This is a genomic window from Liquorilactobacillus ghanensis DSM 18630, assembly GCF_001435235.1.
In the GTDB taxonomy this organism is placed as follows: domain Bacteria; phylum Bacillota; class Bacilli; order Lactobacillales; family Lactobacillaceae; genus Liquorilactobacillus; species Liquorilactobacillus ghanensis.
The window spans coordinates 18188-40733 of the sequence record NZ_AZGB01000002.1 but is presented as its reverse complement, the minus strand read 5'-3'; the positions used below and the strand labels follow the sequence as shown (position 1 = coordinate 40733).

Genomic DNA, 22546 nt, shown 5'->3' with positions numbered 1-22546 from the left:
TTGAAAAACTGCTGAAGGGTAAATTGCTACTATTTATATTCAAGCAATAGTTGATCAGTATCCTTAAAAGTCTAAAAGTTCAAGTTATCCTCAAAAGCTTCTGGTGATAAAACAATTAAATCCCAGGTCCCTGTATTCATTTGATACTTAAGCCGACCAACTAAATTTGATTTTTCAATCATCATTGTTGGTTCATGCCACTTTAGCTGATAAACCGAATCAGGTGCAGCTAAAATCGGTACTGTCAGCTCTGGTCCCTGTAATTTTAAATTTCCAAAATCAAAAACTGCTCCGCTAATCAAAAGCGGTAATAGTTGCTTCGCTAATGCCGCAGGAATCTCCTGAATGTGGTATCTCAGGCGTAAAAAAGTTCGCTTTTCACGATATGCTCGTCCCAAATGATCGGTTAAAGCTTGAATCATTACGTGATAGAAATTCGGTAAAAAACGATAATAAACTTTATTGGCCCCATTTGGTAAAGTCAGATAAACAAAGTTATTCTGCAACTTATAGTAAAATGGTGACTTCAGATGCGTAAAAGCGTGTCCTAAGTATAACATTTCAGAAACTTCTTGCGGAGTTAACGATTCTAAATCAAACGAATTATCAAAATCAATCCAACGTAAATTTTTAAGTGTCCGATCCAACAAAAATGCTTTAACGTTTTCAACACCAATGTACATATTGAAGCCTGAATAGATATCAATTTCCTGATTTGGATCGACGGGAGCTAATGAAAGGACATTTTCCGGCAGATGTGGAATACCACCGATAAAATCTCTAATCCCAATCCCATAAGTTAGCGTCAAATGTGATACTTTATCAAGATGCACATATACAATATCATTGCGCATTTCTTTTCCCCTGTTTCACTTTTAAAATGGTTACATTCTTTCTAAACGAGCGATCCGTTCTTTAATTGGCGGATGGGTATCAAACAAATGAGTCCATGATTTATCCTTGAACGGGTTGGCAATATACAGCGATGAACTGCTTGGATCAGCATTTTTCATCGGTTCACTGACTGATATTTTCTGTAAAGCATTAATTAACCCCTGAGGATTACGTGTCAATTCGACTCCTGAAGCATCAGCCAAATATTCACGATTACGGGATAATGCCATTTGGGCCAAAGTTGCTGCTAATGGGCCAAGAATAAGCACCAAAACCGATAACAATAATACCAAAACATTAGTTCCGTTATTGTCATTATCACGGCGTCGATCGCCGCCCCACCAAAAAAAATTACCACCAAGATTAACTAAAGCTGAAATCACCGCAACTAGAGCTAATGCCGTCGTCTGTAAGCGAATATCATAATTTCTGATATGCGAAACTTCATGGGCAATTACACCTTCGAGTTCTTCTCGATTTAAGCGATCCAATAAGCCCCGGGTGACAGCAACTGCTGAATGTTCTGGATTATTTCCAGTTGCAAAAGCATTCGGACTAGGATCTTCGATAATAAAAACTCGTGGCATTGGTACTTTGCCAACCAAAGCCATATCTTCAATAATATGCCACAATTCGGGAAACTCTTCTTCAGATTTTATCTCAACTGCTTGATTCATATTCATCACAATTTCAGTCGATCGTGCAAGCATTGAAATCATATAAAAGATTCCCAAAACAATGGCCAATATGACGCCAGCAACAGCACTGTTCCAAAAAACATATCCCAATGAGGCTCCAATTAAAGCTACCAGCAGCAAAAATCCTAACATCACATAAAATGTTCGTCGCTTATTTTGGGCGATTTGATTAAATAACATTCTTGTCTGCTCCTTTGATCAACTATTAAAATGAAACCTTAGGTGCTGCCTTTTCTTCAGTTGGAACTTCCAAGTAAGCTACCTTAGCCATTCCATGAATTTTGGCAATAAAATTAGACGGGAAAGTCAGCAGTTTTTGATTATAAGCAGCTGCACTCGAATTGAATAATTGGCGCGAATACGCAATTTTGTTTTCTGTATTAGATAATTCTTCCATCAATTTGGTAAATTCCTCATTAGCTTTCAAATCTGGATAGCTTTCCGCCAACGCAAAAATTGATTTCAATGATTCACTTAATTGATTTGACAATTCCATCTTCTTTTGCTGCTGATCTGCCGGCACATCAATCAATTGATTTCGCAGTTCAACTACTTGAGCAAAAGTTTCACGTTCATGTTTAGCATAACCCTTAGTTGTTTCAACTAAGTTGGGAATCAAATCATTGCGTCGTTTAAGTTGGACATCAATTTGACTCCATGATTCTTCGGTATAAACCTTTGCTTTTTGTAAACCATTATAGATAACTATATATATTGCTGCTAAAACTACCACAATCAAAATTATAATCCAGATCATTTTTTCCCTCCAAATTAAATCCGTATCCTGCAGACTACCTATCAATTTAAATAATCATAACAGAGAAATTAGCTAGAATAAAGTAATTTAATGATTTACTAAACAAATAAATGCCAAATTGTTTAATAATTAATACTCTCAAACTAAAAGCCGGGTACAAAACAAATGTTTTGCCCCGGCTTAAGTAACGGTACCCAATTAAGGCAGCTGCAATCCACTCCACAATGTTTGCAGCAAACACACCAGAAAATCCGCTGGTATCTGTGTTCCGTTTCGATTTGAACCATTAATTGCCACAGCAAAATAATGAAAATCATTACCTGGTTCTTCTCGACTCATCGCATACTACAGATTATAGCACTATTTTCTTTTTAAACAAGGTCAAACATTTAGATCATTCAATGAGTTTTGGAAATTAATTTTTTTTGCATTTGGTGATGCGCAATTCCAGCATCCAAAAAACCGGTACCGACAACCTTAAAGCCCAACTGCTGATAAAAAGTCTGTGCATGGTCTTGCGCCCCCAAAGTTAAATAAGGAACTTGCTTTTGCATCGCTAATGCTTCAATCTTCATTATCAGTTTACTTGCCAATCCTCTTCCACGATAAGCTTTACGAGTTGCCACCCGTTGAAGATGCCAAGCACCATCTTTTTCGACCATTACTCGCGCAGTTGCCGCTGCTTGATCATCAACATAGATCACAAAATAAGTTGCCTGTGATTCATGATCCAATTCTAATTCAGGTGCTACTCCTTGTTCCTGAATAAAAACTTCTTTTCTAATAGCAACTGCTGCTTGATAAATCGATCCGTAATCACCATGAACTGTTTTAACTAGTATTGTCATTAATTTTCCCCCTGTAACTTATTATTAATTTTGCCAGTCTACAATTGAAATTTCCAGCCAGAGGACTAAAATAAGAAGTGTAGAATAAATTCTTCTGCACAGTGTGGATTTCAAAGGAAAGAGGCGATTGCAGTTGTCAAACAAATTGAGTAAAGAAGAACGCAAAGCATTAGCTCGAAAAGCCTTAGAAGACCGCGCAAAACATCCTCAAAAGAAGAGTGGTTCCGGTTTTGCACATCTAGATGCCGATGCCAAAAAGTTAACCAAATAATTAATGAGTCCCAGCTAAGTCTGTCCTCATTAAACAATAAGGAGAGTTCAGAAAATTTTCTGAACTCTTTTTGTTTACCGCTGTTTGGAACTACTTTCTATTTCTGATCAACTAAAGGTCGTGGATGTTCCGATAAAATAGCTGTAAACACTGCCGTTTGTTTTAAATCGGTTATTGAAAAATAAATATTTTTGAAAGCTGTCGCAAATTCAGTTGTTGTGAGCTGCTGTTGAAAAATTTTTGCCACCATCCACGCATCATTTTCAAAACTGCCGCAGCCAAAAGCTCCTAAAATTAAATCTTGATCGCCCAAAGCCGCAAATTGGCGTAAAATTTGGGTAATTCTCCACCTTAAGTCAGCTCGTAATTCACGTTGTGATATTGGATAATGTTTCTTTTTCATTAATGAAACATCTGGTGCAGCCATACTGACTACATCAATCATTCTAGCCGGCCGTAGATAGTTCATCTCTGTCTCATCACGCAAAAATTTGACCTGCTGCGATACAATCATACGTCGACTGTAAAAGCCCTGGTTTTCATGTTGTTGATTATAATAATAATATTCGCGACGAAATTGCAATAATTCCGGATACAGATAAGAGTTACGGCAAATTGTTTGCTCTTGAGCATTGATTCCCGCTTTAAAATTACCCCCAATTATAATCGGACTCGCAAAACTTAAAATACCGATCTTAGTTCCGACAGGAATTTTTTTCAGCCGCGTTAATAAGTTTTCATTTTTAACGAAAATTCTAGTTTGATTTTGACTGCTGTTTTTATTGGGAACTAATAATTGTTTTACTAACTTGGAGTGTTGCGGCAAGCCGTTCATTTCAACCTGATACAAATTCATCGTATGATGCGCAATATTACGGTAATCCGTTGGTGTTAAATTTGTCACTTGTTTTGCCTACCTTAAATTTTCTTTCAATTATTATCATAACACACCAATCACTTCTAATCTATTTTTAACTTTACTATTTTGATGTTTACTGTAACTACTAGCTTATACTTACTATCGCTGGAAACAGCTTTAAAAAGATCAGCTTGCGAAAATAATCTTTCCGTAACTCTGCTCATTCATTAAAAAAGGCTCCCACTTTGGTTGATTAAAGACCAATCGTGGAAGTCCTTCTTACAATTAAAATTTTTGTTATTATTGGCTGAGAATCCAGAAAAATAAAATAAATACAAAAAACAAAATATACATGATCGGATGAACTTCTTTGCCACGTTTGGCAGCTATCATCGTGATTGGATAAGCAATAAAACCTAATGCTAAGCCATCTGAAATGCTATAGGTCAACGGCATTCCCAGTAAAATCATAAATGAAGGAATAGCAATTTCTAATTTTTCCCACTTAATGTTCTTCATACTCTGGGCCATCAAAACACCGACAATAATTAAAGCCGGTGCAGTCACTTGAGTAGTAACTACAGATAGCAGTGGTGAGAAAAACAGTCCAAAAATAAACAAAATACCGGTTGTAATAGCTGTTATTCCCGAACGACCCCCAACAGCAATTCCAGCTGAAGATTCAACATAAGTGCTCACCGGTGATGTTCCTAATAAAGAACCAGCCAGCATTGCGGTTGAGTCAGACATCAACGCTTCGCCAATTCGCGGCATTTTATTATCTTTCATAAAACCTGCTTGTTGAGCCAAGCCAACCAAAGTTCCCGCTGTATCGAAAAACGTAACCAGCAAGAAAGTCAAAACAACCACTACCAATTGCAGTGAATTAATATCACCGACATGTTTAAGTGCAACTAAAAAAGTCGGTTTCAAGCTGGGTGCCATTGAGAAAAATTGCGTTGGTAATTTAATCATACCTAAAATAATTCCTAAAACTGAAGTTGCAACCATCCCGATAAAAATTCCGCCTGGGATTCGTTTAACCATCAAAATCGCAGTCAAAACCAGTCCAAAAACCGTTAACCAAGTGGTCCCAGAAAAACTTCCCAAACCAACAATTGTTGATTTATTAGCAACGATCAATCCTCCATCAGCTAAACCAATGAAAGCAATAAATAAACCAATTCCACCTGATATCGCATATTTCAAATCAGTTGGAATTGCATTAATAATTAATTCCCGCAGTTTAAAAACTGTAATGATCAAAAAGATAATTGAAGCAATGAAAACTCCTGCTAACGCTGTTTGCCACGGTATTTTCATCCCAATACATACTGAGTAAGCAAAGAAGGCATTAACGCCTAAGCCTGGTGCCGTCGCAATTGGATATTTTGATAAAAATCCCATCATCAAACATCCCAAAGCACTAGCTAAAGCCGTAGCAGTAAAAACAGCTCCTTTATTCATCCCAGCAGCACCTAAAACGCTCGGATTTACAAAAAGAATGTAAGCCATTGAAATAAAAGTTGTAAATCCGGCTAACAACTCTCTTTTAAAAGTTGTTCCTAATTCGGCTAAGCTAAAATAATTTTCGATCTTTTCTTTCACAATTCTTGCCCCTTTTCCGAACATTATCGGTATCTATATGCAATAAAGAACGTTATTTACTATACTATAACTTTAAATAAATGTAAACCAGCTTTATTCAAAATCATAAGTTTCAAGTTTATTCTGCTCTAAAAACACTGAAATTAAACAACTTTGCATCTTCACTTGAACAGGTTTCAGTAAATAGTGACCACTGCATTAAAGGCGATATCGCTTATAAAAAATCGCCAATAAAAATATAATAGCGGTCCATCCAAGATATTAGTTTATCTCGCACTTGACCGCTTTATAAGGACTTCGTTTATTCTAAATTTCAACAAAAAAAAATCCCGATTACGGGATTTTTTTATTTGCTGGTCAAACCATATTTCTTGTTGAAACGATCAACACGACCATCAGCCTGAGTAAACTTCTGACGTCCAGTGTAAAATGGATGTGAGTCGCAAGAAATTTCAACACGAATCAATGGGTAAGTCTTACCGTCTTCCCATTCAATAGTTTCTTTTGCATTCTTGGTTGAGCCAGACAAAAATTTATAACCAGTAGCTGAATCTTGAAAAACTACTGGATGATAATCTGGATGAATACCCTTTTTCATTTGAAACTCTCCTTTGCCCTAATTCATTTGCTGAACTAGAGTTAACCTTAATATAATACAACAAATCAAATATTATCATAAAACCAGTTACAACGCAACTTTATTAACGCCGTTTTTTATTAAACCTTGATCGTGACCAAACAGTTTTCACTTTAGCAATTAATTCTTGGTTAGATTGCGTTTCTTTCATCATATTAATCATCTGCTCGCTGTCACGCAGCCAATCTGCTGAACTGTTACGACGCAATTGAACTAAGAACTTCAAAGTGGCTGGATCTAATAACAATTCTTCTTTCCGTGTACCTGATTTTTTCAAATCAACTGCCGGGAAGATTCGTCGCTCAGCTAATTCGCGAGCTAATTGTAATTCTTGATTACCAGTACCTTTAAATTCCTCGTAGATTACGTCATCCATCCGGCTGCCAGTGTCGACCAATGCCGTTGCTAAAATTGTTAAACTGCCACCCTCTTCAATATTACGCGCAGCTCCAAAAAACTTCTTGGGTTTAAATAGAGCTGCCGGATCAATTCCACCTGACAAGGTTCGACCGCTTGGTGGGACAACCAGATTATAGGCGCGTGCCAAACGTGTTAATGAATCCAGCAAAATTACAACATTTTGCTTATCTTCTGCTAAACGCATCGCCCGTTCCAAAACTAATTCGGCCACGCGAATATGATTTTCCGGACGCTGATCAAATGTCGAATAAATAACTTCACCATTAACCGTCCGTTCTAAATCGGTTACTTCTTCTGGACGTTCATCAATTAGTAAAACCATCAATTTAGCTTCGGGATAATTCTCTGCTATTCCATTAGCAATCGCTTTTAACAGGCTTGTCTTCCCAGCTTTAGGCGGTGCTACGACCAAACCACGCTGACCAAAACCAATTGGAGCAAACAAATCGATCAGCCGCGTTGACAATTGCTGACTAGTTGTTGCCAATTTGATTTGCTGCTGAGGATAAATTGCTGTTAAAGCTGGAAAATGTGGTCGCTCCTTTGCTTCTTCTGGGTGTTTGCCGTTAACACTATCGACATGCATTAAACCATAGTAACGTTCCTTGGGTTTGGGTGGACGAACTTTTCCCGCAACTAAATCACCGTTACGCAAACCGAAACGATGAATTTGTGAAGCCGAAATATATATATCCTCTTGCGAAGGACCATAATTAATCGGCCGTAAAAAACCGTACCCATCATCTACTCTGGCCAACTCTAAAACACCTGACATATAATAAAAGCCCTGCTTTTCAGCTTGAGCTCGAATAACAGCCAAGGTCAATTCCTTTTTATTCATTTGACTATAGTACGGAATTTTATATTCTTTAGCGTAATTATAAATTTCCTTGAGAGTCTTTTCTCGTAAATCAATTAAAGTTAGATTATCCGTAACTTTTCGCTCCTAAATTATTCCTGAACAGCTGCTTCGTCAATAATTTTAATTTTGACTGAAAGTCCTGCCATTTTCTCGACAATTCTCTCATAGCCGCGCAAAATATTATCTGCTTTATTAATAACGGTCGTCCCTTTAGCCATTAAAGCTAATCCGACTAGTGCAACTCCAGCCCGAATCTCACTTGCTTCAACAGTGGTTCCGGTAAGATCAGTTGAATGTTTAATTGAAATAATACCATTTTGACTGACGATTTTTCCACCCATTCGCTGCATTTCCGGAATGTGTTTAATTCTTTTCGGATATAGCGTATCAATAATTTTACTGCAGCCATTTGCCTGCATCAAAAGCGGTGTAATCGGCTGCTGTAAATCGGTTGCAAAACCAGGGAATGGTGCCGTTTTAATCGTTACCGGCGATAAATTACGGCCACCTTCAACATAAATACTATCTTCATTTACTTCTAAATAAACACCCATTTCAACTAACTTGGCAATAAAGGGTTCCAAATGCTCAGTAATCACATTTTTAACTAGCACACCCTTACCAGCGGCGGCGGCAAAAGCCAAGTACGTTCCTGCTTCAATTCGGTCTGGTATAATCGTGTGCGTATTCGTTGCTTTTAAGCTTGAAACTCCTTTGATTCGAATTACATCGGTTCCCGCTCCGCGAATCTGCGCTCCCATATTATTTAAAAAGGTTGCTAAATCAACAATTTCTGGTTCTTTGGCAGCATTTTCAATAATCGTGGTTCCCTTTGCCCGAACCGCAGCCAACAAAACATTAATTGTTGCTCCAACTGAGACAATATCAAAAAAAATTCGTGCTCCATGCAATCCATCAGGAGTAGTTTTGATGCAAACTGCATCATTTCTTTCTTCAACAATTGCACCCAAAGCTTGAAATCCCTTAATATGCTGATCAATCGGACGGGGACCAATGTTATCTCCTCCAGGAAAGCCAACTAAAGCTTGTCCGAATTTGCCTAGTAAAGCTCCCATAAAATAATATGATGCTCGCAAACTACGAATCGCACCACCTGGTAAGGGTACATTTTTAATCCGTGTCGGATCAATTTCTAGTTCTCCATGAGAAAAGCTGGAAAGAACATTCATTTTACTTAAAATCAACATTAAATTATGAACATCTAAAATATCTGGAACTGAATCAAATTTCACCGGGGTATCTGCTAAAATAGCGGCCGGAATCAAAGCAACTGTACTATTTTTAGCACCACCAATTGTTACTTCCCCTGACAACTTCTGACCACCGTTAATTATCATTTTTTTCATTTTTAAAGATTCTCCACTCACATTCAAATCACAATCAGTGTAGCGGCATTCATGTAAAGTCGAATATTATAATCGCTTCGACTAGCAAGAGGCCTTAATTTATCATACAAGATTGCTTGCCAGGTTTCAATTATTAGAAGCAAAACATTGAAAATACTCATCAAAAATTAAAAAAAGCTTCAATAATTGCTTCACTGGTATTAAAAATTAAATTTAAGCTGCTTTCAGGCAAGGACAAAGGGATGCAACAAATTGCCGCATCCCTTCTTAAATAATGATACTAACTACCGTATCACAAATACTTACTTTGCTTGATAGTTAGTAATAAAGTTCAATAGTACTTGTTTTTCATCGGCTTGCGGCTGGTAGATCTGCTGCTTGATTCCGTGGATTTTTTCTACCGGCAAATGGCTTTTCAAAGACATTTCTGTATCCGTCAAATGAAACTTTTCTTGGAAAGTCACAATCTTTTCAGCCAATGAATCTACTGATTCCTTATCCATCAAAATTCACCTCGCAGCTTAATTGAGTTATCTATTTAAGGATAACATATTTTTTTAATCTGCGGTCAGAATCTTTGTAAAGGTATTTGAAATTATCAAACTAAGCCTATTTGTCTGCACTTGCAGCAATAAATGCCCGGAATAAACCTTCTGGACGCTGCGGACGTGATAAAAATTCCGGATGATATTGTGATGCCACAAAGAATTTATGATCTGATAATTCAACAACTTCAACTAAATGGTTGTCCGGTGAGATTCCTGAGAAAGTCAAACCATGTTCAGCGAAACTCTTACGATATTCATTATTAAATTCATAACGATGGCGGTGACGTTCTTGAATGACATCTTGGTTATCATAGGCAGCTGCAGCAACCGTGTTGGGCTTCAGTTTGCAAGGATATAATCCCAACCGCTGGGTGCCACCCATTTCCTCTAAATCTTCCTGATCAGCCATTAAGTCAATAATCTTATTTTTGCAGTTAGGTGCTACTTCGGTAGTATTAGCATCTTTCAAACCGACAACATCACGTGCAAATTCAATACAAGCCATTTGCATTCCCAAGCAAATTCCTAAATAAGGCACATTTTGTTCGCGCGCAAATCGAATTGATTGAATCATTCCTTCTAATCCACGATTACCAAAACCGCCAGGAACTGTAATTCCGTCAAATCCTTGTAAAACTTCAGCCACATTTTCAGCATTAATTTTCTCTGAATCTAAATGTTCAACTTCTACTTTGGCATTAATTGCATAGCCGGCATGTTTCAGTGCTTCATTAACTGAAATGTAAGCATCCGGTAGTTTGACATACTTGCCAACTAAAGCAATTCTAACCGTTTTGTCCAAACTATTTACTCGTGCTGTTAATTGTTTCCACTTCGTCATATCGGCTGGTGGTGTTTGCAAATGCAACTTTTGACAAACAATTTCATCCATTCGCTGCTTTTGCAAATTAAGTGGAATTTCATATAAAGTATTAACATCAACGGATTCAATAACCGCTTCTGGTTCAACATCACAGAAATTAGAGATCTTATTACGAACACTTTCGGAAATATGTTTTTCTGTCCGAACTACCAAAATATTCGGCTGAATTCCCAAGCCGCGCAATTCCTTGACACTGTGCTGCGTCGGTTTAGTCTTCATTTCGCCTGCTGCCCGCAAAAACGGAATCAAAGTCGTATGAATATATAAAACATTTTCACTCCCGACATCTGTTTTCATCTGCCGCAATGCTTCCAGAAAAGGTAATGACTCAATATCGCCGACCGTTCCACCAACTTCAGTAATTACTACGTCTGCATCAGTTGTTGTACCGGCACGGGTAACTTTTTCCTTGATCATATTGGTAATATGCGGAATAACTTGGACAGTAGCTCCCAAGTAATCACCCCGGCGTTCTTTTCTGATAACCTCTGAATATATTTTTCCAGTAGTTACATTTGAATATTTGTTCAAATTAATATCGATAAATCGCTCATAATGTCCTAAATCCAAGTCTGCTTCGGTACCATCATCGGTTACAAAAACTTCTCCATGTTGGTAAGGGCTCATTGTACCTGGATCCACATTAATATATGGATCGAATTTTTGAATCATCACTTTTAATCCGCGATTCTTCAACAAACGGCCAAGTGAAGAAGCTACAATTCCCTTTCCTAAAGATGAAACGACTCCACCGGTAACAAAAATATATTTGGTCATCATTGATCTCCTTTGGTTAGTTTTCTAGAGACGAGCTGTGTCAATAACAAAACACAAGCTCCCTATTCACTTTGAATAGGGAGCTTGCGGTTTGACGTACAACTAACCTCAACAATTAAATGCGAGGTGCCCAATAAGAATTTTACAAAACTAAAACCCAATCGTCAAGGAAAAATTATTCATCATCGTCAAGATCATCATCAGTTAATTCTGAAAGCTGACCTTCAATTCCATCAGGTAATTCATCATCGGCTGCATCATCACTGTTATCAATATCACTTAGATCTTTACTATATTCCTTCAATTCTGAATCATCAGCTGCAAAATCATCATCACTATCAGCTGCATCCTCTGTATCATCATAGTCAATTACATCATCATTATCTTCGTCGCTCTCATCATCCATAAACGCATTGACTTTTTGGCGTCGATTTTCATGATTATCCTCATCTTCATCGTCTTCAACATGAATTACCGCCTCATCGATTGAATCGTATGGGTACCAAGAACGTAATCCCCAAAGATTATCTCCGAGAGAAATAAAACTGCCATCAATGTTTAAGTCCGTATAAAATTGTGAAAGGCGTTCACGAATCTCTTCATCGCTTTTTCCTAAAAAGGTCTGAACTTGGTTTGTCAAGTCAGCAAATGGCATTACATCACCATGCTGTTCTAAAATTTCGTGAGCTACCTCGATCATTGACAATTCATTTTGTGCAGTATCTTTGAATTTTTCTAATTCCACCTTGGTACACGTCCTTTCAACAGTCTAATCTTCATGATACAATTTCAAGTTGTAAATTGCAATCTTATTTTGTATTTACCTAATAATTCTTCGCCATTATATAATAAATAATCAATTCTAATTACACCAGCTAATGGACTTGCCTGTAGCAAAATCTGCAATTGCGGCGTCACTGTTTCAATTGGAATTACACCATATGATGTTTGATAGGTTGCAGCCACTCGATGATTATCTTTAAAAAACAACTGCAATTTTAATCCAGCTCGTTTTCGTGTTAGCTGAATGCTGTCCTCATCAATAATTTTAAACGTTACAATCACTTTTTCCGGCGACTGGGTTTCAACATACCGTAGATATAGCGACTGCCCAATTTGAAAAACCTGACCGGAGAATTTTTTTTTGTATTCGCTGACCTCGCCCGCTTGTTCTCGCGTAGTTGTTAGATGGATCAGAATTGGTGTGCCTTTTTCCAAAGTCTTCACCTCCAAAATATTGTCATTTTAATTATAGCATTTATCTTAATAACTGTAATTATAAACTGCTTTCAACCGCCAAATAGCAGCTCAAAAAATTGTTTTAATGTATAATAGAAAAAAAGGAGTGATCATCATTACCGCATATCGTGATCAATTATTACCGCGTGAGAAAGTTCTCCGCGATCCGATTCATAGTTATATTTATATTCAATCACCAGTCATTTTAGACCTGATCAATACTAAAGAATTTCAAAGATTACGCCGAATTCGACAACTGGGTACTGCCAGCAGCACTTTTCATGGAGCAGAGCACTCCCGTTTTACTCACTCAGTCGGAGTATACGAGATCACACGACAAATTTGTGATACTTTTCAAAGAAACTATCCTTCAAAAGGAGCAGACGGTCTATGGGATAATCATGAACGTTTAGTCGCGTTATGCGCAGCTTTACTGCATGATATTGGTCATGGACCATACTCACATACTTTTGAACATATTTTTGCTACCGATCATGAACAACTGACGGCCGCAATCCTGACATCCCCTGAAACGGAAGTTAATCAAGTCTTGCGCCGTGTCAGTGATGACTTTCCTCAGCAAGTAGCTAGTGTCATCCAAAAGACTTATCCTAATCAGCAGGTCGTGCAAATGATTTCAAGCCAAATCGATGCCGATCGGATGGATTACTTATTACGCGACTCATACTACACTGGTACTAATTACGGAACTTTCGATCTGCAACGGATTTTGCGCATGATGCGCCCTTATCAAAACGGAATAACTTTCCATATCAGTGCCATGCATGCTGTAGAAGATTACATTATCAGCCGCTTCCAAATGTACCAACAAGTTTATTTTCATCCGGTTTCCCGTTCAATGGAAGTTATCTTAAACCATTTGTTACAACGGGCTAAATGGCTTTTTGAACACCAGCAATTTCAAGCAGAAAACACGCCTCATCTACTGCTACCTTTTTTCGAGGATCATTTTTCGTTAACTGATTATCTAAAACTCGATGATGGGGTCTTAAACACTTATTTCATTGACTGGTGCGACAACCAGGATCCAATTTTAAGCGACTTGGCTAAACGGTTTTTAAATCGCAAACCGCTGAAATCAATTCGCTTTGCGAAATCAACGCAATATCTGATTCCAAAATTACAGGCTTTAGTCGCAGAGGCTGGTTTTGATCCACACTACTATACAGCTACTAATAATTGTTATGACCTGCCCTATGATATCTATGAACCTGGTAAAAATCATCAAGTCACTCAAATTAAGTTAATGCGCGATGATGGTAGTCTAGTTGAATTATCGGAAATCAGCAACCTAGTCAAAGCAATTACCGGCCGTTTCTTAGGCGATGAGCGCTTCTTCTTTCCTAAACAAATGCTGCAGCTAACATCTACCAATCCAAAACTTTACCAGCATTTTCAAGCTTATTTAAAAAATGACTGGCTAGTTGATCCAGCCAGTCAAGCTTAATTACCAAGTTATAATGATTGCCAATACAATATAAGTCACTCCTAAGATCAAACCGCTAATTCCAATTCGGTGAATCTGGATTGGCTTATTTTTTAGTTCCGCTACTTTTTTTAAATTCAACTTATTTTTCCGATACTCTTCATCAGTTTCTCCCTTTTTTTTATGCCGAAACCAACCGGCTAATAGGTGAGCTCCCAACAAAACATCAATAATCGAAATACAAATTAAAAATAAACCAATTAAAAATAAAATATTAGAAAATAAAAGCGGCTGTCGAATCAACCAACCACCGATTGCTGCAATCACTCCGATCAATTGCAACACGGCAGTGGTTTTAACATAATAATTTTTTTTCAAGTTATTCATTGTCTTTTACCTAATTAATCCTAACATACTCTCCAGTAATTTCATTAAGTTTGGTAACAACATTTGTTGCAACATCAAACTGATACATGCCCTTTAAATTTGAAACAGCCGCATTTGACGGACTGGTGTGTCTGATTTCAATTTGATAATTTTGATCGTTCAACTGTTTAACATAATATTGATCTCCCGCTTCTTGTGGGATCTGTGAAGCCTGCCAAAACTTAGCCAAAACTTGACTATCTGTTAATGATTGCACAACTGAAGAAACTTGGCTATTAGTTGCCCCTGCTAAAGAACTGCCTGTTTTTTGTTCATATTCAGAATTGGCAATCTTAGAGTTACGCGCATTTGTATAGCCACTGCTTGCAACCGCGCTGCTGCTGGTACTGGCAGCCGCTGTTGTCGTTGCTGCTGCTTGTTTTTGTGAGATAAGCTTGCCATATTCCGCTGACTTATCTTGAAGTGTTGCAACTGCTTGATATTTGCGCGAAAGGGCTTGAAGGGCCTGATAACTGCCGCCAGCTGCATCATATTTTCCTGCTTGATAGTACGCAATAACTTCTTGATAATAGACTTGCGCCAATTTGGCGGCGCTTAATTCTTTTTTTAATGCCTTAACTTGTTGAGCAATCTCAACTGGTTGTTGAGTTGCAGATAACTGTGTCAAAGCTTTCCCGGCAGTATCTAACTGCACTGTTGCGAGGGCCTTCTTAGTTTGCAACAACAAACGTACTTGACGTTGCAACTGTCGCTGTTTTTTAGTTGCTACACCTGATTTAACCAGTCGTTGCAGTTGATGATAAGCTTGGCGGTCAGCACCATGCTTTAAATCCTTTAATACCTGCTGATATCGCTGTTGATTAACCGTTTTGACTGTTTCAGCCGGTTTATTGTTATGTGACTGATCCTTTTCAGCTGCTGCACAACCGCTAAGTCCTAATGCTAATGAAAACATTCCAGTTATGACAATTAAACGAAACTTGTTGAATTTCAATTAAGCTATCCCCCTCTCAACATCTTAATTAAATTATACCATGCTGATGCTCAATATCAGATATCACTGTTGCTGAAATACATTACTTCTTTTAACCACCAATTCAATTGTGACTCCGATCACGGCAACTACCGCAATTGCAGAATACAGCACCAGACAAGTTTCTCCAACAAAAATCTTTGAATTTAAATAATAACCAAAGTTCACCTGTAGTTTATCCAAAAGAATAAATAATGCTAAATTACTGCCAAACATCCCAAAAAATAAGGTATTAAAAGTCATCCCCATAATTTGAAAACCAATTATTTGACCACTATGCCGCAAATCTTTTGCCGAAATATTTGGTGACTGAATAATTAATTCATGCATTCCACTGGCAACAGCAATCGCGGCTTCCGCAATTGCTCCCAAAGTGCTCAAGACGGTCGTAGCTAATAAAATACTTTCAAAACTAATTCCAATTGCTAAATTAAAAGCTTCAACTTCTTCTGAATCTTCTGTACTAAATCCCTGAATCTGCATCAGATGATCCAAAGGAGCAATTAACAAAATCATTAATAGTAATACAATCAAAGTAGCAATAAAGGCTGTATTTGCCTCTTTTTCACCGCAATCACTCATAAAAATAGTGATTGCCAAAATACAAATACCACTAAAAGCGGCCACTGCTACCGGCGGAAAACCGCCAGCAATCAAAATAATACTCAAAAAAAGCAAACAAAAATTAATTCCAAAACTGCTTAAAGCCATAAACCCTTTTTTCCCACCGACTAATATGACTAAAATAGCTAAGACAATAATCAACATTTTAAGCGTTGTCATGATGCTGCTTCCACTCCAATCTCCATGCTGCCAAAAAGCTTGCGGCTGGTATAACCAAGGTAATCCCAATTCCGCTAATAATTGCTTGAACCAGACCTAAAGACATTGTCCATTGAAATGTATAGCTAATCGTATTTCCCGTTCGAAAATATAATATTGCCAGCGCAAAAGTTTCGGTAAAGAAAATTAGCAACAAAACATTGATTAGCGGTCCCATAATCGAACGGCCAACTTGTCGGCCGGAAGCAAACAGCTGCTTAAATTCCAGTTCTGGTTGACTGCGTTTTAGTTCAAACACGGTCGAAACAATGTCAGTTGCGGCATCCATAACTGTCCCTAACAGCCCAATCAACGCCGATGCTAAAAACAACTGCTTGGGTTGCTGAGTTGCAAAGTCCAAAGCCTCATAGTGCATACCATTATCATGCGTTAACCACATAACCAAAACGGCCAACCCCAAAGCTGCGGTTGTTCCACTAGTAACAGCTGCAAAAGTCACCCGGCTTTGTTCATTCCAGCCAATAACAATTAATAATGACAAGGCTGTAAACAGTAACGCCCCAACGGCATATATCCAAAAGAAATTGGTAATATTCCAACTAATATCCAATTTTACTAGTAACAAAAATAGTATAAAATTAATTAAAACACTACTAATAGCTTTTAGTCCTCTAATTCGCATTACCAGCAGCAACAAACACAGCATCAGCCAAACCAATAAAAATAAATAAACATCTCGTTTATAGTTGGCAAACGCTGCTGTCGTTTTTTTGCCTTTACTACTATACAAATTCAAAAAAATATCTTGACCACTTTTAAACTCCTGATCTTCAGCATGTGACCGGGTAAATGTATTTTTCAACGTGAACGTTTCTCCGCGATGTTTTCCATTTAAAACTTTTCCGGTCAAAACCTGTTGCGTCTGCTGATCGTGATTACCGTATTCATCAGTCGTTTTTTCTGGGTGACCATTTTTAACTTGGCTGATACGCATAATCGGTTGTCGATATAAAAAAGCATCATTCTTAGCTGCAAAAACAATTAGCCCGCTGCCAAGCAAGACTAAAATAAGATAATTGATCCATCTTTTTTTATGCCACAAAATCTCCACACCCTGACTTCTTTGCTTACTGCTCTTAAAATACCACTGCCAGTTGGCTAGTTAAAGGCAACTGCCTAATTCTTAAGCAAAAATGAAAGCCAGAATCTGTTATACTAAATGCAATTAAACAATTGTTCAATTAAGGAGTGTGTTTGTTTTGGATCATACACAGGCTGTTTTAAAACTTATTTCTTTAGCCCAAGCACCCATTTCTGGGGAAAAAATTGCTGCTCAGTTAAATATCACTCGAGCAGCTGTCTGGAAAATTATTCAAGTATTGCAAAAAAAAGGCTATCCAATCATCAGCCATCGACGGCTGGGGTATGAATATCGAGATGATGGTTTTTTAAATCAATATCTCATTCAAGCTGGCTTAACGCCGGCTTTACAAACACAACTTAAGTTTGAACTTCATCAGACGATCGATTCAACTAATCTGCGTGCCAAACAGTTGTGTGTTGCCCAATCAGTCAAAAGTCCATTAGTTATTCTCAGTGACCGTCAAACAGCCGGCTACGGTCGTTATGGCAGAAACTACAGTTGTCCTAGTCGCAGCGGTATCTATCTCAGTATTCTGCTGCCAAATCAAGCAACCATCCTAAATCCCGGATTATTAACCACCGCTACGGCTTTGGCTGTTAGTTACACGATCGAACAGCAACTGCATTTAAAACCACAAATCAAATGGGTCAATGATTTAATGCTGGATCAAAAGAAAATTGTTGGAATTTTAACTGAAGCAGTTAGTGACATAGAAAGCCGCTCAATTGGTCAGGTCATTGTTGGTATTGGCATCAACTATCTAACTGAAATTGATCAGTTGCCGGAATCAGTACAACAGACTGCTGGATCTTTGCGGGCTGCCGTTCGTAAAATTGGGATAACCCGTAATCAATTTATTGCTGCTTTACTGAATCATTTTTTTGAACTTTATCAACATTACCAAACTGGTGATTTCTTACCTGCTTATCGACAGCGCTGCTTTTTACTTCAACAACAGGTTACTATCACCCAAGGAAATCATAAATTCACCGATCAAGCGGTTGATATCGATAATCAGGGACGCTTAGTCTTAGCTGATGGGCAACATATCTCATCTGGAGAAATTACACGGATCCGTTTAAAATAAAATATGGGCCAAAAGGCAGTATACTTATGCCACGAACTTCACAACAAGGGAGAATGCGTTGTTTCCGTAGTTGTTCGAACACAAGTTACTGGCTTTTAGCCCATATTTTTTATTACCCTGAATTAATACTATTTGCTTAGCTTCGCTGCTGCTGCTTGATCAAGAATTACCGTTACATCAGGATGTTGCTGCAAAACGCTGGCTGGACAATCTGGTGTGACTGGACCTTCGATCATTGCTGCCGCTGCAGTTGCTTTAGCAGATCCAAATGCTTCCAATAGGATTTTTTTTGCTCGCATAATTGAACCAATTCCCATTGAATAAGCATACTGAGGAACATCAGCTGCGGAATCAAAGAAACGAGCATTAGCAGCAACTGTTGAGGGAGTCAATTTTACTTTTCGCGTTTGCTCAGTAAAAGAAGACCCTGGTTCATTAAAACCAATGTGACCATTTTTGCCGATTCCCAGTAATTGAAGATCGATCGGGAATTTAGTTAATAATTCATTATAACGTTGAATTTCAGCTTGCGCATCGGCCGCATCCCCTTGTGGTAAATACGACTGCTTGAATTGTTTAAATTTAAACAAATGTTGCTGCATATAAGCATGATAACTTTGCGGATCATCTGCTTTTAAACCAACGTATTCATCCAAATTAAGTGAAATTTTCTGGGAAAAATCCAGATCACTGTTAACTAATTCAGTATAAGTCGTTAGTGGCGTACTGCCGGTTGCCAGTCCAAAAACTTCCGCTCCTTGATCTAATGCCTGTTTAAAAACTTCAAGTGCTTTTTCTCCGCCCTGCTGCTGATCCTTAACAATTATAATTTTCATCGTAAATAAGCCTCCAATATTGGTATATACCTATTGTAAATGGACTATACCAAAAAAACAACTGATTTGTTTTCCTGAAGACAATTTTATTTTACCAAACATGTAAGCGTTTGTAAATAGAAACACGCATTTTTTAAGGATTTTCCACATAAAATAATTATTTTTACTTATATATGCAAATTTCGGTGCTTTAAATGTGGAAAAATTCGCTGATCTGCCAAACCAACTAAATATCCTTGAAAAGCTAAAGAAAATATAGTACCGATGTTAATTGCATATAATCGACGGGTTACCAAAACTGTTAGACAAATTGCCGCAATCGGAAGTGCAAATGATAATAACTGAGCTTTAGTTGAATTGCCACCGCACAATTTGAAACGCATAATTTGCATTAAATCATCGCAGGGATGCAGCATTAAATTAACCCGTTGATAAATTGAAATTGCTGTTGCAATTAAAACGATCCCGAAACAATCTAAAATCACCTTAGCCACAATATTCAAGTCAACTAGCGGCAAAAAAGCTAATAGCTTAACCGCCAAACCAACTAAATATGAAAAACATGACATAAAAATCAGATTTCCCAAAATTCGACGCCAGTCAATTGCTTTTAGTAATAAAATATTCAAAGCAATCGCAAAAAAGCCTTCTGCAAATAACAGCCAGCTCAAAGGCAAGCTGGTTGCATGCGATAAATTAACCGCAGCGGCTGTCCATAAAGCACTGCCCAAATTTAAAGACACCGTAATTGCATTACCGAGACTATTTAAACAAATCGAAATAATAAAATAAATCAACGTCAAAGATGAACGATTATGAGCTGGGAATACTGCTATTTGTTTAGTCATTTTTTTCTCCTAAAATCTAATAAGATATCTGTATACTAATATACAGCTTTTTTCCCGTTAATCGGAATAATTTTGCAGTTATTTATTCCGTGATACAATTAAGTTAACTTAAACTAAGGGGGACTTTAATTATGAGTGAAAATGTTTTTTTTAATCCCGGTCAAGCGGTTGCCAGCAGTTTTGATTATCATGAAGCTTATGTAGCCGCAAAGATTTATCGCCAAAAAAGCAATCACGAACTATTGTTAGTCCAGGAAAAAAACAATGGCAAGTCATATTTTGTCTTTGATGCGACTGCTGCTAAGGACGATAGCCAGCCAACCAAAAATTTCCAGTTAGTCGAACGATTAAAATAAAGATTCAGGAGGAATTCTTATGGGAAAACTTGCACCTGAAATAACCTTGAATGACGGAAATCAAATTCCAGTAATCGGCTTTGGCACATATCTTTTAAATGGTGCCAGCGGTTGCAACGTCATTACTCAAGCGATTCAACGCGGTTATCGTTTATTGGATGATGCCGTAAATTATGAAAATGAAGGTGCTGTCGGAGAAGCAATTCGGCGCAGTCAACAGCCACGCAGCAATTTATTCGTAACTTCCAAGCTTCCCGGGCGACATCATCAATATCAAGCAGCAATTGCAACTATTCAAGAATCACTTTTTCGGATGAAGTTAGATTATTTTGATCTTTATCTAATTCACTGGCCAAATCCCAAAGAAGATCATTATGTCGAAGCTTGGCAAGCTTTGATTGCTGCCCAAAAATTCGGCTTAATTCGTTCCATTGGAGTTTCAAATTTCTTGCCGGAACATATTGACCGGTTGGAAAAAGAAACCGGCGTATTACCGGCCGTAAACCAAATTGAACTGCACCCTTACTGGTCACAAAAGCAGCAACGCCAATATGATGCTGATAAAAATATCTTTACTCAAGCTTGGAGTCCATTGGGCCGTGCCAGTGCTGTTTTGCAGGAACCGGTTATCCAACAAATTGCTAAAAATCAGCAAAAATCAGTTGGTCAAATAATTTTACGTTGGGAATTACAACTAGGCGTTGGCATCATTCCTAAATCCAGTTCTGCTAAACGGCAAAGCGACAATCTGAATCTATTTGATTTTTCATTATCCAATTCTGAAATGGAACAGATCAATCAACTTGACCGACCAAATGGCCGAAATAAAAATCAAGATCCAGCCGTTTATCAAGAATTCTAATTCTTAATTTGAGTTTTGGCTATAATAAAAAAAGAATTGATCGACTAATTTTGATAATTAGCTAATCAATTCTTTTTAATGTGCCTTATTCCTTGTGAAAGCGATTTTTAAACAATGGACTAACTGATTTGTTTTCATAAATCCGTTTAATTGCATCGCCAATTAAATCACCAACTGAAACCTGCAACAATTTGTCAATTTTCTTATCTTCAGGCAATTTAATTGAATCAGTAATAATCACCCGTTTAATCGGTGAATTTTCCAAGCGCTCGATCGCCGGACCCGAAAGCACTGGGTGAGTCGCACAAGCATAAACTTCATCAGCACCGGCATCCTTTAGTGCTTGGGCTGCTAAAGTAATTGTGCCAGCTGTGTCAATCATATCATCAATCAAAATACAACGTTTATGATCAACTGAACCAATGATATTCATAACTTCTGCTACATTTGCTTTTGGACGCCGTTTGTCAATAATGGCAATTGGTGATTTTAAAAACTCAGCTAATTTACGAGCCCGCGTTACACCACCATGATCAGGCGAAACTACAACTGCATCTTTTTCCAATCCGTTGTTCAAAAAATAATCTGCTAGTAATGGTGCTCCCATCAAATGATCAACCGGGATGTCAAAGAATCCTTGAATTTGTGCTGCATGTAAATCCAAAGCAACAACTCGATCAGCACCTGCTTTTACTATCATGTCAGCAACCAATTTTGCTGTAATTGGTTCCCGCGGTCTAACCTTTCGATCCTGCCGCGCGTAGCCGTAATATGGAATCACCACGTTGATATTAGCTGCACTTGCCCGCCGTAAAGCATCGATCATAATCAATAATTCCATTAAATTATCGTTTACCGGTGCCGAAGTTGATTGAATAATGAAAACATCATCACCACGAATACTTTCATCGATATTGATCCGAATTTCTCCATCACTAAAACGATCCACTGATGTTTTTCCCAAAGGTACTCCGACTGCCGCCGCAATTTTCTCTGCCAACGGTTTGTTAGAATTCAAAGCAAATAATTTAAGCTTAGGCTCAGCATTTTTTCCAGACATGATAGCCTCCATATTTATTTATTCTCTAATAATCT

The 22546-nt window shown here is 37.8% G+C and carries 26 protein-coding genes; 5 read left to right on the top strand and 21 right to left on the bottom strand.

Annotation, left to right across the window (positions count from 1 at the left end; translation table 11 throughout):
- Window positions 1–71: 71 nt before the first annotated feature.
- The 5 genes from FC89_RS00855 to FC89_RS00835 all read right to left on the bottom strand — a co-directional run bounded on the left by FC89_RS00855 (window position 72) and on the right by FC89_RS00835 (window position 3197).
- Window positions 72–854 carry a hypothetical protein gene (locus FC89_RS00855; protein ID WP_057870657.1) on the bottom strand — a complete coding sequence of 261 codons (783 nt, stop codon included), beginning with the start codon at window positions 852–854 and terminating at the stop codon, window positions 72–74.
- A gap of 30 nt (window positions 855–884) precedes the next feature.
- Complete coding sequence (gene htpX, locus FC89_RS00850; RefSeq protein ID WP_057870656.1) at window positions 885–1772, bottom strand: zinc metalloprotease HtpX; 888 nt, start codon at window positions 1770–1772, stop codon at window positions 885–887.
- 25 nt (window positions 1773–1797) lie between these two features.
- On the bottom strand, window positions 1798–2349 hold the full coding sequence (locus tag FC89_RS00845; RefSeq protein ID WP_057870655.1) for a LemA family protein: 552 nt from the start codon (window positions 2347–2349) through the stop codon (window positions 1798–1800).
- 198 nt (window positions 2350–2547) lie between these two features.
- Window positions 2548–2688 (bottom strand): hypothetical protein, encoded by a 141-nt coding sequence (locus tag FC89_RS12480; protein WP_157060621.1) that lies wholly within the window; start codon window positions 2686–2688, stop codon window positions 2548–2550.
- 59 nt (window positions 2689–2747) lie between these two features.
- Window positions 2748–3197 carry a GNAT family N-acetyltransferase gene (locus FC89_RS00835; protein WP_057870653.1) on the bottom strand — a complete coding sequence of 150 codons (450 nt, stop codon included), beginning with the start codon at window positions 3195–3197 and terminating at the stop codon, window positions 2748–2750.
- Between the two features lie 133 nt (window positions 3198–3330).
- Between FC89_RS00835 and FC89_RS12730 the strand changes: the two genes are divergently transcribed.
- The gene (locus FC89_RS12730) at window positions 3331–3468 is read left to right on the top strand and encodes a hypothetical protein (protein ID WP_169787468.1); all 138 of its coding nucleotides are present in this window, start codon (window positions 3331–3333) and stop codon (window positions 3466–3468) included.
- A 97-nt stretch (window positions 3469–3565) separates the two neighbouring features.
- Here the strand turns inward: FC89_RS12730 and FC89_RS00830 are convergent, their stop codons facing one another.
- The 9 genes from FC89_RS00830 to FC89_RS00790 all read right to left on the bottom strand — a co-directional run bounded on the left by FC89_RS00830 (window position 3566) and on the right by FC89_RS00790 (window position 12656).
- A complete protein-coding gene (locus tag FC89_RS00830; protein ID WP_057870652.1) occupies window positions 3566–4372 on the bottom strand; it encodes a TIGR02452 family protein in 807 nt (268 codons plus the stop codon).
- Window positions 4373–4627: 255 nt separating this feature from the next.
- Complete coding sequence (locus FC89_RS00825) at window positions 4628–5935, bottom strand: NCS2 family permease (protein WP_057870651.1); 1308 nt, start codon at window positions 5933–5935, stop codon at window positions 4628–4630.
- Between the two features lie 346 nt (window positions 5936–6281).
- Window positions 6282–6533: a type B 50S ribosomal protein L31 gene (locus tag FC89_RS00820; protein WP_057870650.1), complete on the bottom strand. Its 252-nt coding sequence runs from the start codon at window positions 6531–6533 to the stop codon at window positions 6282–6284.
- Between the two features lie 103 nt (window positions 6534–6636).
- Window positions 6637–7908, bottom strand: coding sequence for a transcription termination factor Rho (gene rho / locus FC89_RS00815; protein WP_057870649.1), 1272 nt, complete (start codon window positions 7906–7908; stop codon window positions 6637–6639).
- A gap of 35 nt (window positions 7909–7943) precedes the next feature.
- Window positions 7944–9221 (bottom strand): UDP-N-acetylglucosamine 1-carboxyvinyltransferase, encoded by a 1278-nt coding sequence (locus FC89_RS00810; RefSeq protein WP_057870648.1) that lies wholly within the window; start codon window positions 9219–9221, stop codon window positions 7944–7946.
- 302 nt (window positions 9222–9523) lie between these two features.
- Window positions 9524–9724, bottom strand: a complete 201-nt coding sequence (locus tag FC89_RS00805) for an LBP_cg2779 family protein (protein WP_057870647.1) — start codon at window positions 9722–9724, stop codon at window positions 9524–9526.
- 106 nt (window positions 9725–9830) lie between these two features.
- The gene (locus FC89_RS00800) at window positions 9831–11429 is read right to left on the bottom strand and encodes a CTP synthase (protein ID WP_057870646.1); all 1599 of its coding nucleotides are present in this window, start codon (window positions 11427–11429) and stop codon (window positions 9831–9833) included.
- 175 nt (window positions 11430–11604) lie between these two features.
- Window positions 11605–12174, bottom strand: a complete 570-nt coding sequence (gene rpoE, locus FC89_RS00795) for a DNA-directed RNA polymerase subunit delta (protein WP_057870645.1) — start codon at window positions 12172–12174, stop codon at window positions 11605–11607.
- A gap of 44 nt (window positions 12175–12218) precedes the next feature.
- On the bottom strand, window positions 12219–12656 hold the full coding sequence (locus FC89_RS00790; RefSeq protein ID WP_235804355.1) for a YwiB family protein: 438 nt from the start codon (window positions 12654–12656) through the stop codon (window positions 12219–12221).
- A gap of 97 nt (window positions 12657–12753) precedes the next feature.
- Here FC89_RS00790 and FC89_RS00785 point away from each other — a divergent pair, with 97 nt between their 5' ends.
- On the top strand, window positions 12754–14136 hold the full coding sequence (locus FC89_RS00785; RefSeq protein ID WP_083485372.1) for an HD domain-containing protein: 1383 nt from the start codon (window positions 12754–12756) through the stop codon (window positions 14134–14136).
- On the opposite strand, the gene FC89_RS00780 is transcribed toward FC89_RS00785, so the two are convergent.
- The 4 genes from FC89_RS00780 to FC89_RS00765 all read right to left on the bottom strand — a co-directional run bounded on the left by FC89_RS00780 (window position 14137) and on the right by FC89_RS00765 (window position 17423).
- A complete protein-coding gene (locus tag FC89_RS00780; RefSeq protein WP_057870643.1) occupies window positions 14137–14502 on the bottom strand; it encodes a DUF3899 domain-containing protein in 366 nt (121 codons plus the stop codon).
- A gap of 10 nt (window positions 14503–14512) precedes the next feature.
- Window positions 14513–15496: a hypothetical protein gene (locus FC89_RS00775; protein WP_057870642.1), complete on the bottom strand. Its 984-nt coding sequence runs from the start codon at window positions 15494–15496 to the stop codon at window positions 14513–14515.
- Window positions 15497–15559: 63 nt separating this feature from the next.
- The gene (locus FC89_RS00770) at window positions 15560–16318 is read right to left on the bottom strand and encodes a YibE/F family protein (protein WP_057870641.1); all 759 of its coding nucleotides are present in this window, start codon (window positions 16316–16318) and stop codon (window positions 15560–15562) included.
- Window positions 16305–17423: a YibE/F family protein gene (locus FC89_RS00765; RefSeq protein ID WP_420864997.1), complete on the bottom strand. Its 1119-nt coding sequence runs from the start codon at window positions 17421–17423 to the stop codon at window positions 16305–16307. Before FC89_RS00765 ends, FC89_RS00770 begins: the two co-directional genes overlap by 14 nt.
- 154 nt (window positions 17424–17577) lie before the next feature.
- Here FC89_RS00765 and FC89_RS00760 point away from each other — a divergent pair, with 154 nt between their 5' ends.
- Entirely contained in the window at window positions 17578–18549 is a 972-nt protein-coding gene (locus FC89_RS00760; protein ID WP_057870639.1) for a biotin--[acetyl-CoA-carboxylase] ligase, read from the top strand.
- Window positions 18550–18677: 128 nt separating this feature from the next.
- Here the strand turns inward: FC89_RS00760 and nagB are convergent, their stop codons facing one another.
- Together nagB and FC89_RS00750 are read right to left on the bottom strand one after the other, a co-directional pair.
- Window positions 18678–19385 (bottom strand): glucosamine-6-phosphate deaminase, encoded by a 708-nt coding sequence (gene nagB, locus FC89_RS00755; RefSeq protein ID WP_057870638.1) that lies wholly within the window; start codon window positions 19383–19385, stop codon window positions 18678–18680.
- Between the two features lie 167 nt (window positions 19386–19552).
- Window positions 19553–20233 carry a DUF6198 family protein gene (locus FC89_RS00750; RefSeq protein ID WP_057870637.1) on the bottom strand — a complete coding sequence of 227 codons (681 nt, stop codon included), beginning with the start codon at window positions 20231–20233 and terminating at the stop codon, window positions 19553–19555.
- Between the two features lie 131 nt (window positions 20234–20364).
- Between FC89_RS00750 and FC89_RS00745 the strand changes: the two genes are divergently transcribed.
- Both FC89_RS00745 and FC89_RS00740 read left to right on the top strand, forming a co-directional pair.
- Window positions 20365–20589 (top strand): hypothetical protein, encoded by a 225-nt coding sequence (locus tag FC89_RS00745; protein WP_057870636.1) that lies wholly within the window; start codon window positions 20365–20367, stop codon window positions 20587–20589.
- Window positions 20590–20608: 19 nt separating this feature from the next.
- Complete coding sequence (locus FC89_RS00740; RefSeq protein ID WP_057870635.1) at window positions 20609–21451, top strand: aldo/keto reductase; 843 nt, start codon at window positions 20609–20611, stop codon at window positions 21449–21451.
- Between the two features lie 85 nt (window positions 21452–21536).
- Here FC89_RS00740 and FC89_RS00735 read toward each other — a convergent pair whose 3' ends face one another.
- Window positions 21537–22511 carry a ribose-phosphate diphosphokinase gene (locus FC89_RS00735; RefSeq protein ID WP_057870634.1) on the bottom strand — a complete coding sequence of 325 codons (975 nt, stop codon included), beginning with the start codon at window positions 22509–22511 and terminating at the stop codon, window positions 21537–21539.
- Window positions 22512–22546: the final 35 nt, after the last annotated feature.

What these genes read in the sequence shown, in the direction of transcription:
- FC89_RS00855 (WP_057870657.1), bottom strand. Translation starts at nt 854, where the DNA reads ATGCGCAATGATATTGTATATGTGCATCTTGATAAAGTATCACATTTG.
- htpX (WP_057870656.1), bottom strand. Translation starts at nt 1,772, where the DNA reads ATGTTATTTAATCAAATCGCCCAAAATAAGCGACGAACATTTTATGTG.
- FC89_RS00845 (WP_057870655.1), bottom strand. Translation starts at nt 2,349, where the DNA reads ATGATCTGGATTATAATTTTGATTGTGGTAGTTTTAGCAGCAATATAT.
- FC89_RS12480 (WP_157060621.1), bottom strand. Translation starts at nt 2,688, where the DNA reads ATGAGTCGAGAAGAACCAGGTAATGATTTTCATTATTTTGCTGTGGCA.
- FC89_RS00835 (WP_057870653.1), bottom strand. Translation starts at nt 3,197, where the DNA reads ATGACAATACTAGTTAAAACAGTTCATGGTGATTACGGATCGATTTAT.
- FC89_RS00820 (WP_057870650.1), bottom strand. Translation starts at nt 6,533, where the DNA reads ATGAAAAAGGGTATTCATCCAGATTATCATCCAGTAGTTTTTCAAGAT.
- FC89_RS00810 (WP_057870648.1), bottom strand. Translation starts at nt 9,221, where the DNA reads ATGAAAAAAATGATAATTAACGGTGGTCAGAAGTTGTCAGGGGAAGTA.
- FC89_RS00805 (WP_057870647.1), bottom strand. Translation starts at nt 9,724, where the DNA reads ATGGATAAGGAATCAGTAGATTCATTGGCTGAAAAGATTGTGACTTTC.
- FC89_RS00800 (WP_057870646.1), bottom strand. Translation starts at nt 11,429, where the DNA reads ATGACCAAATATATTTTTGTTACCGGTGGAGTCGTTTCATCTTTAGGA.
- FC89_RS00785 (WP_083485372.1), top strand. Translation starts at nt 12,754, where the DNA reads ATGTATAATAGAAAAAAAGGAGTGATCATCATTACCGCATATCGTGAT.
- FC89_RS00780 (WP_057870643.1), bottom strand. Translation starts at nt 14,502, where the DNA reads ATGAATAACTTGAAAAAAAATTATTATGTTAAAACCACTGCCGTGTTG.
- FC89_RS00770 (WP_057870641.1), bottom strand. Translation starts at nt 16,318, where the DNA reads ATGACAACGCTTAAAATGTTGATTATTGTCTTAGCTATTTTAGTCATA.
- nagB (WP_057870638.1), bottom strand. Translation starts at nt 19,385, where the DNA reads ATGAAAATTATAATTGTTAAGGATCAGCAGCAGGGCGGAGAAAAAGCA.
- FC89_RS00750 (WP_057870637.1), bottom strand. Translation starts at nt 20,233, where the DNA reads ATGACTAAACAAATAGCAGTATTCCCAGCTCATAATCGTTCATCTTTG.
- FC89_RS00745 (WP_057870636.1), top strand. Translation starts at nt 20,365, where the DNA reads ATGAGTGAAAATGTTTTTTTTAATCCCGGTCAAGCGGTTGCCAGCAGT.
- FC89_RS00740 (WP_057870635.1), top strand. Translation starts at nt 20,609, where the DNA reads ATGGGAAAACTTGCACCTGAAATAACCTTGAATGACGGAAATCAAATT.
- FC89_RS00735 (WP_057870634.1), bottom strand. Translation starts at nt 22,511, where the DNA reads ATGTCTGGAAAAAATGCTGAGCCTAAGCTTAAATTATTTGCTTTGAAT.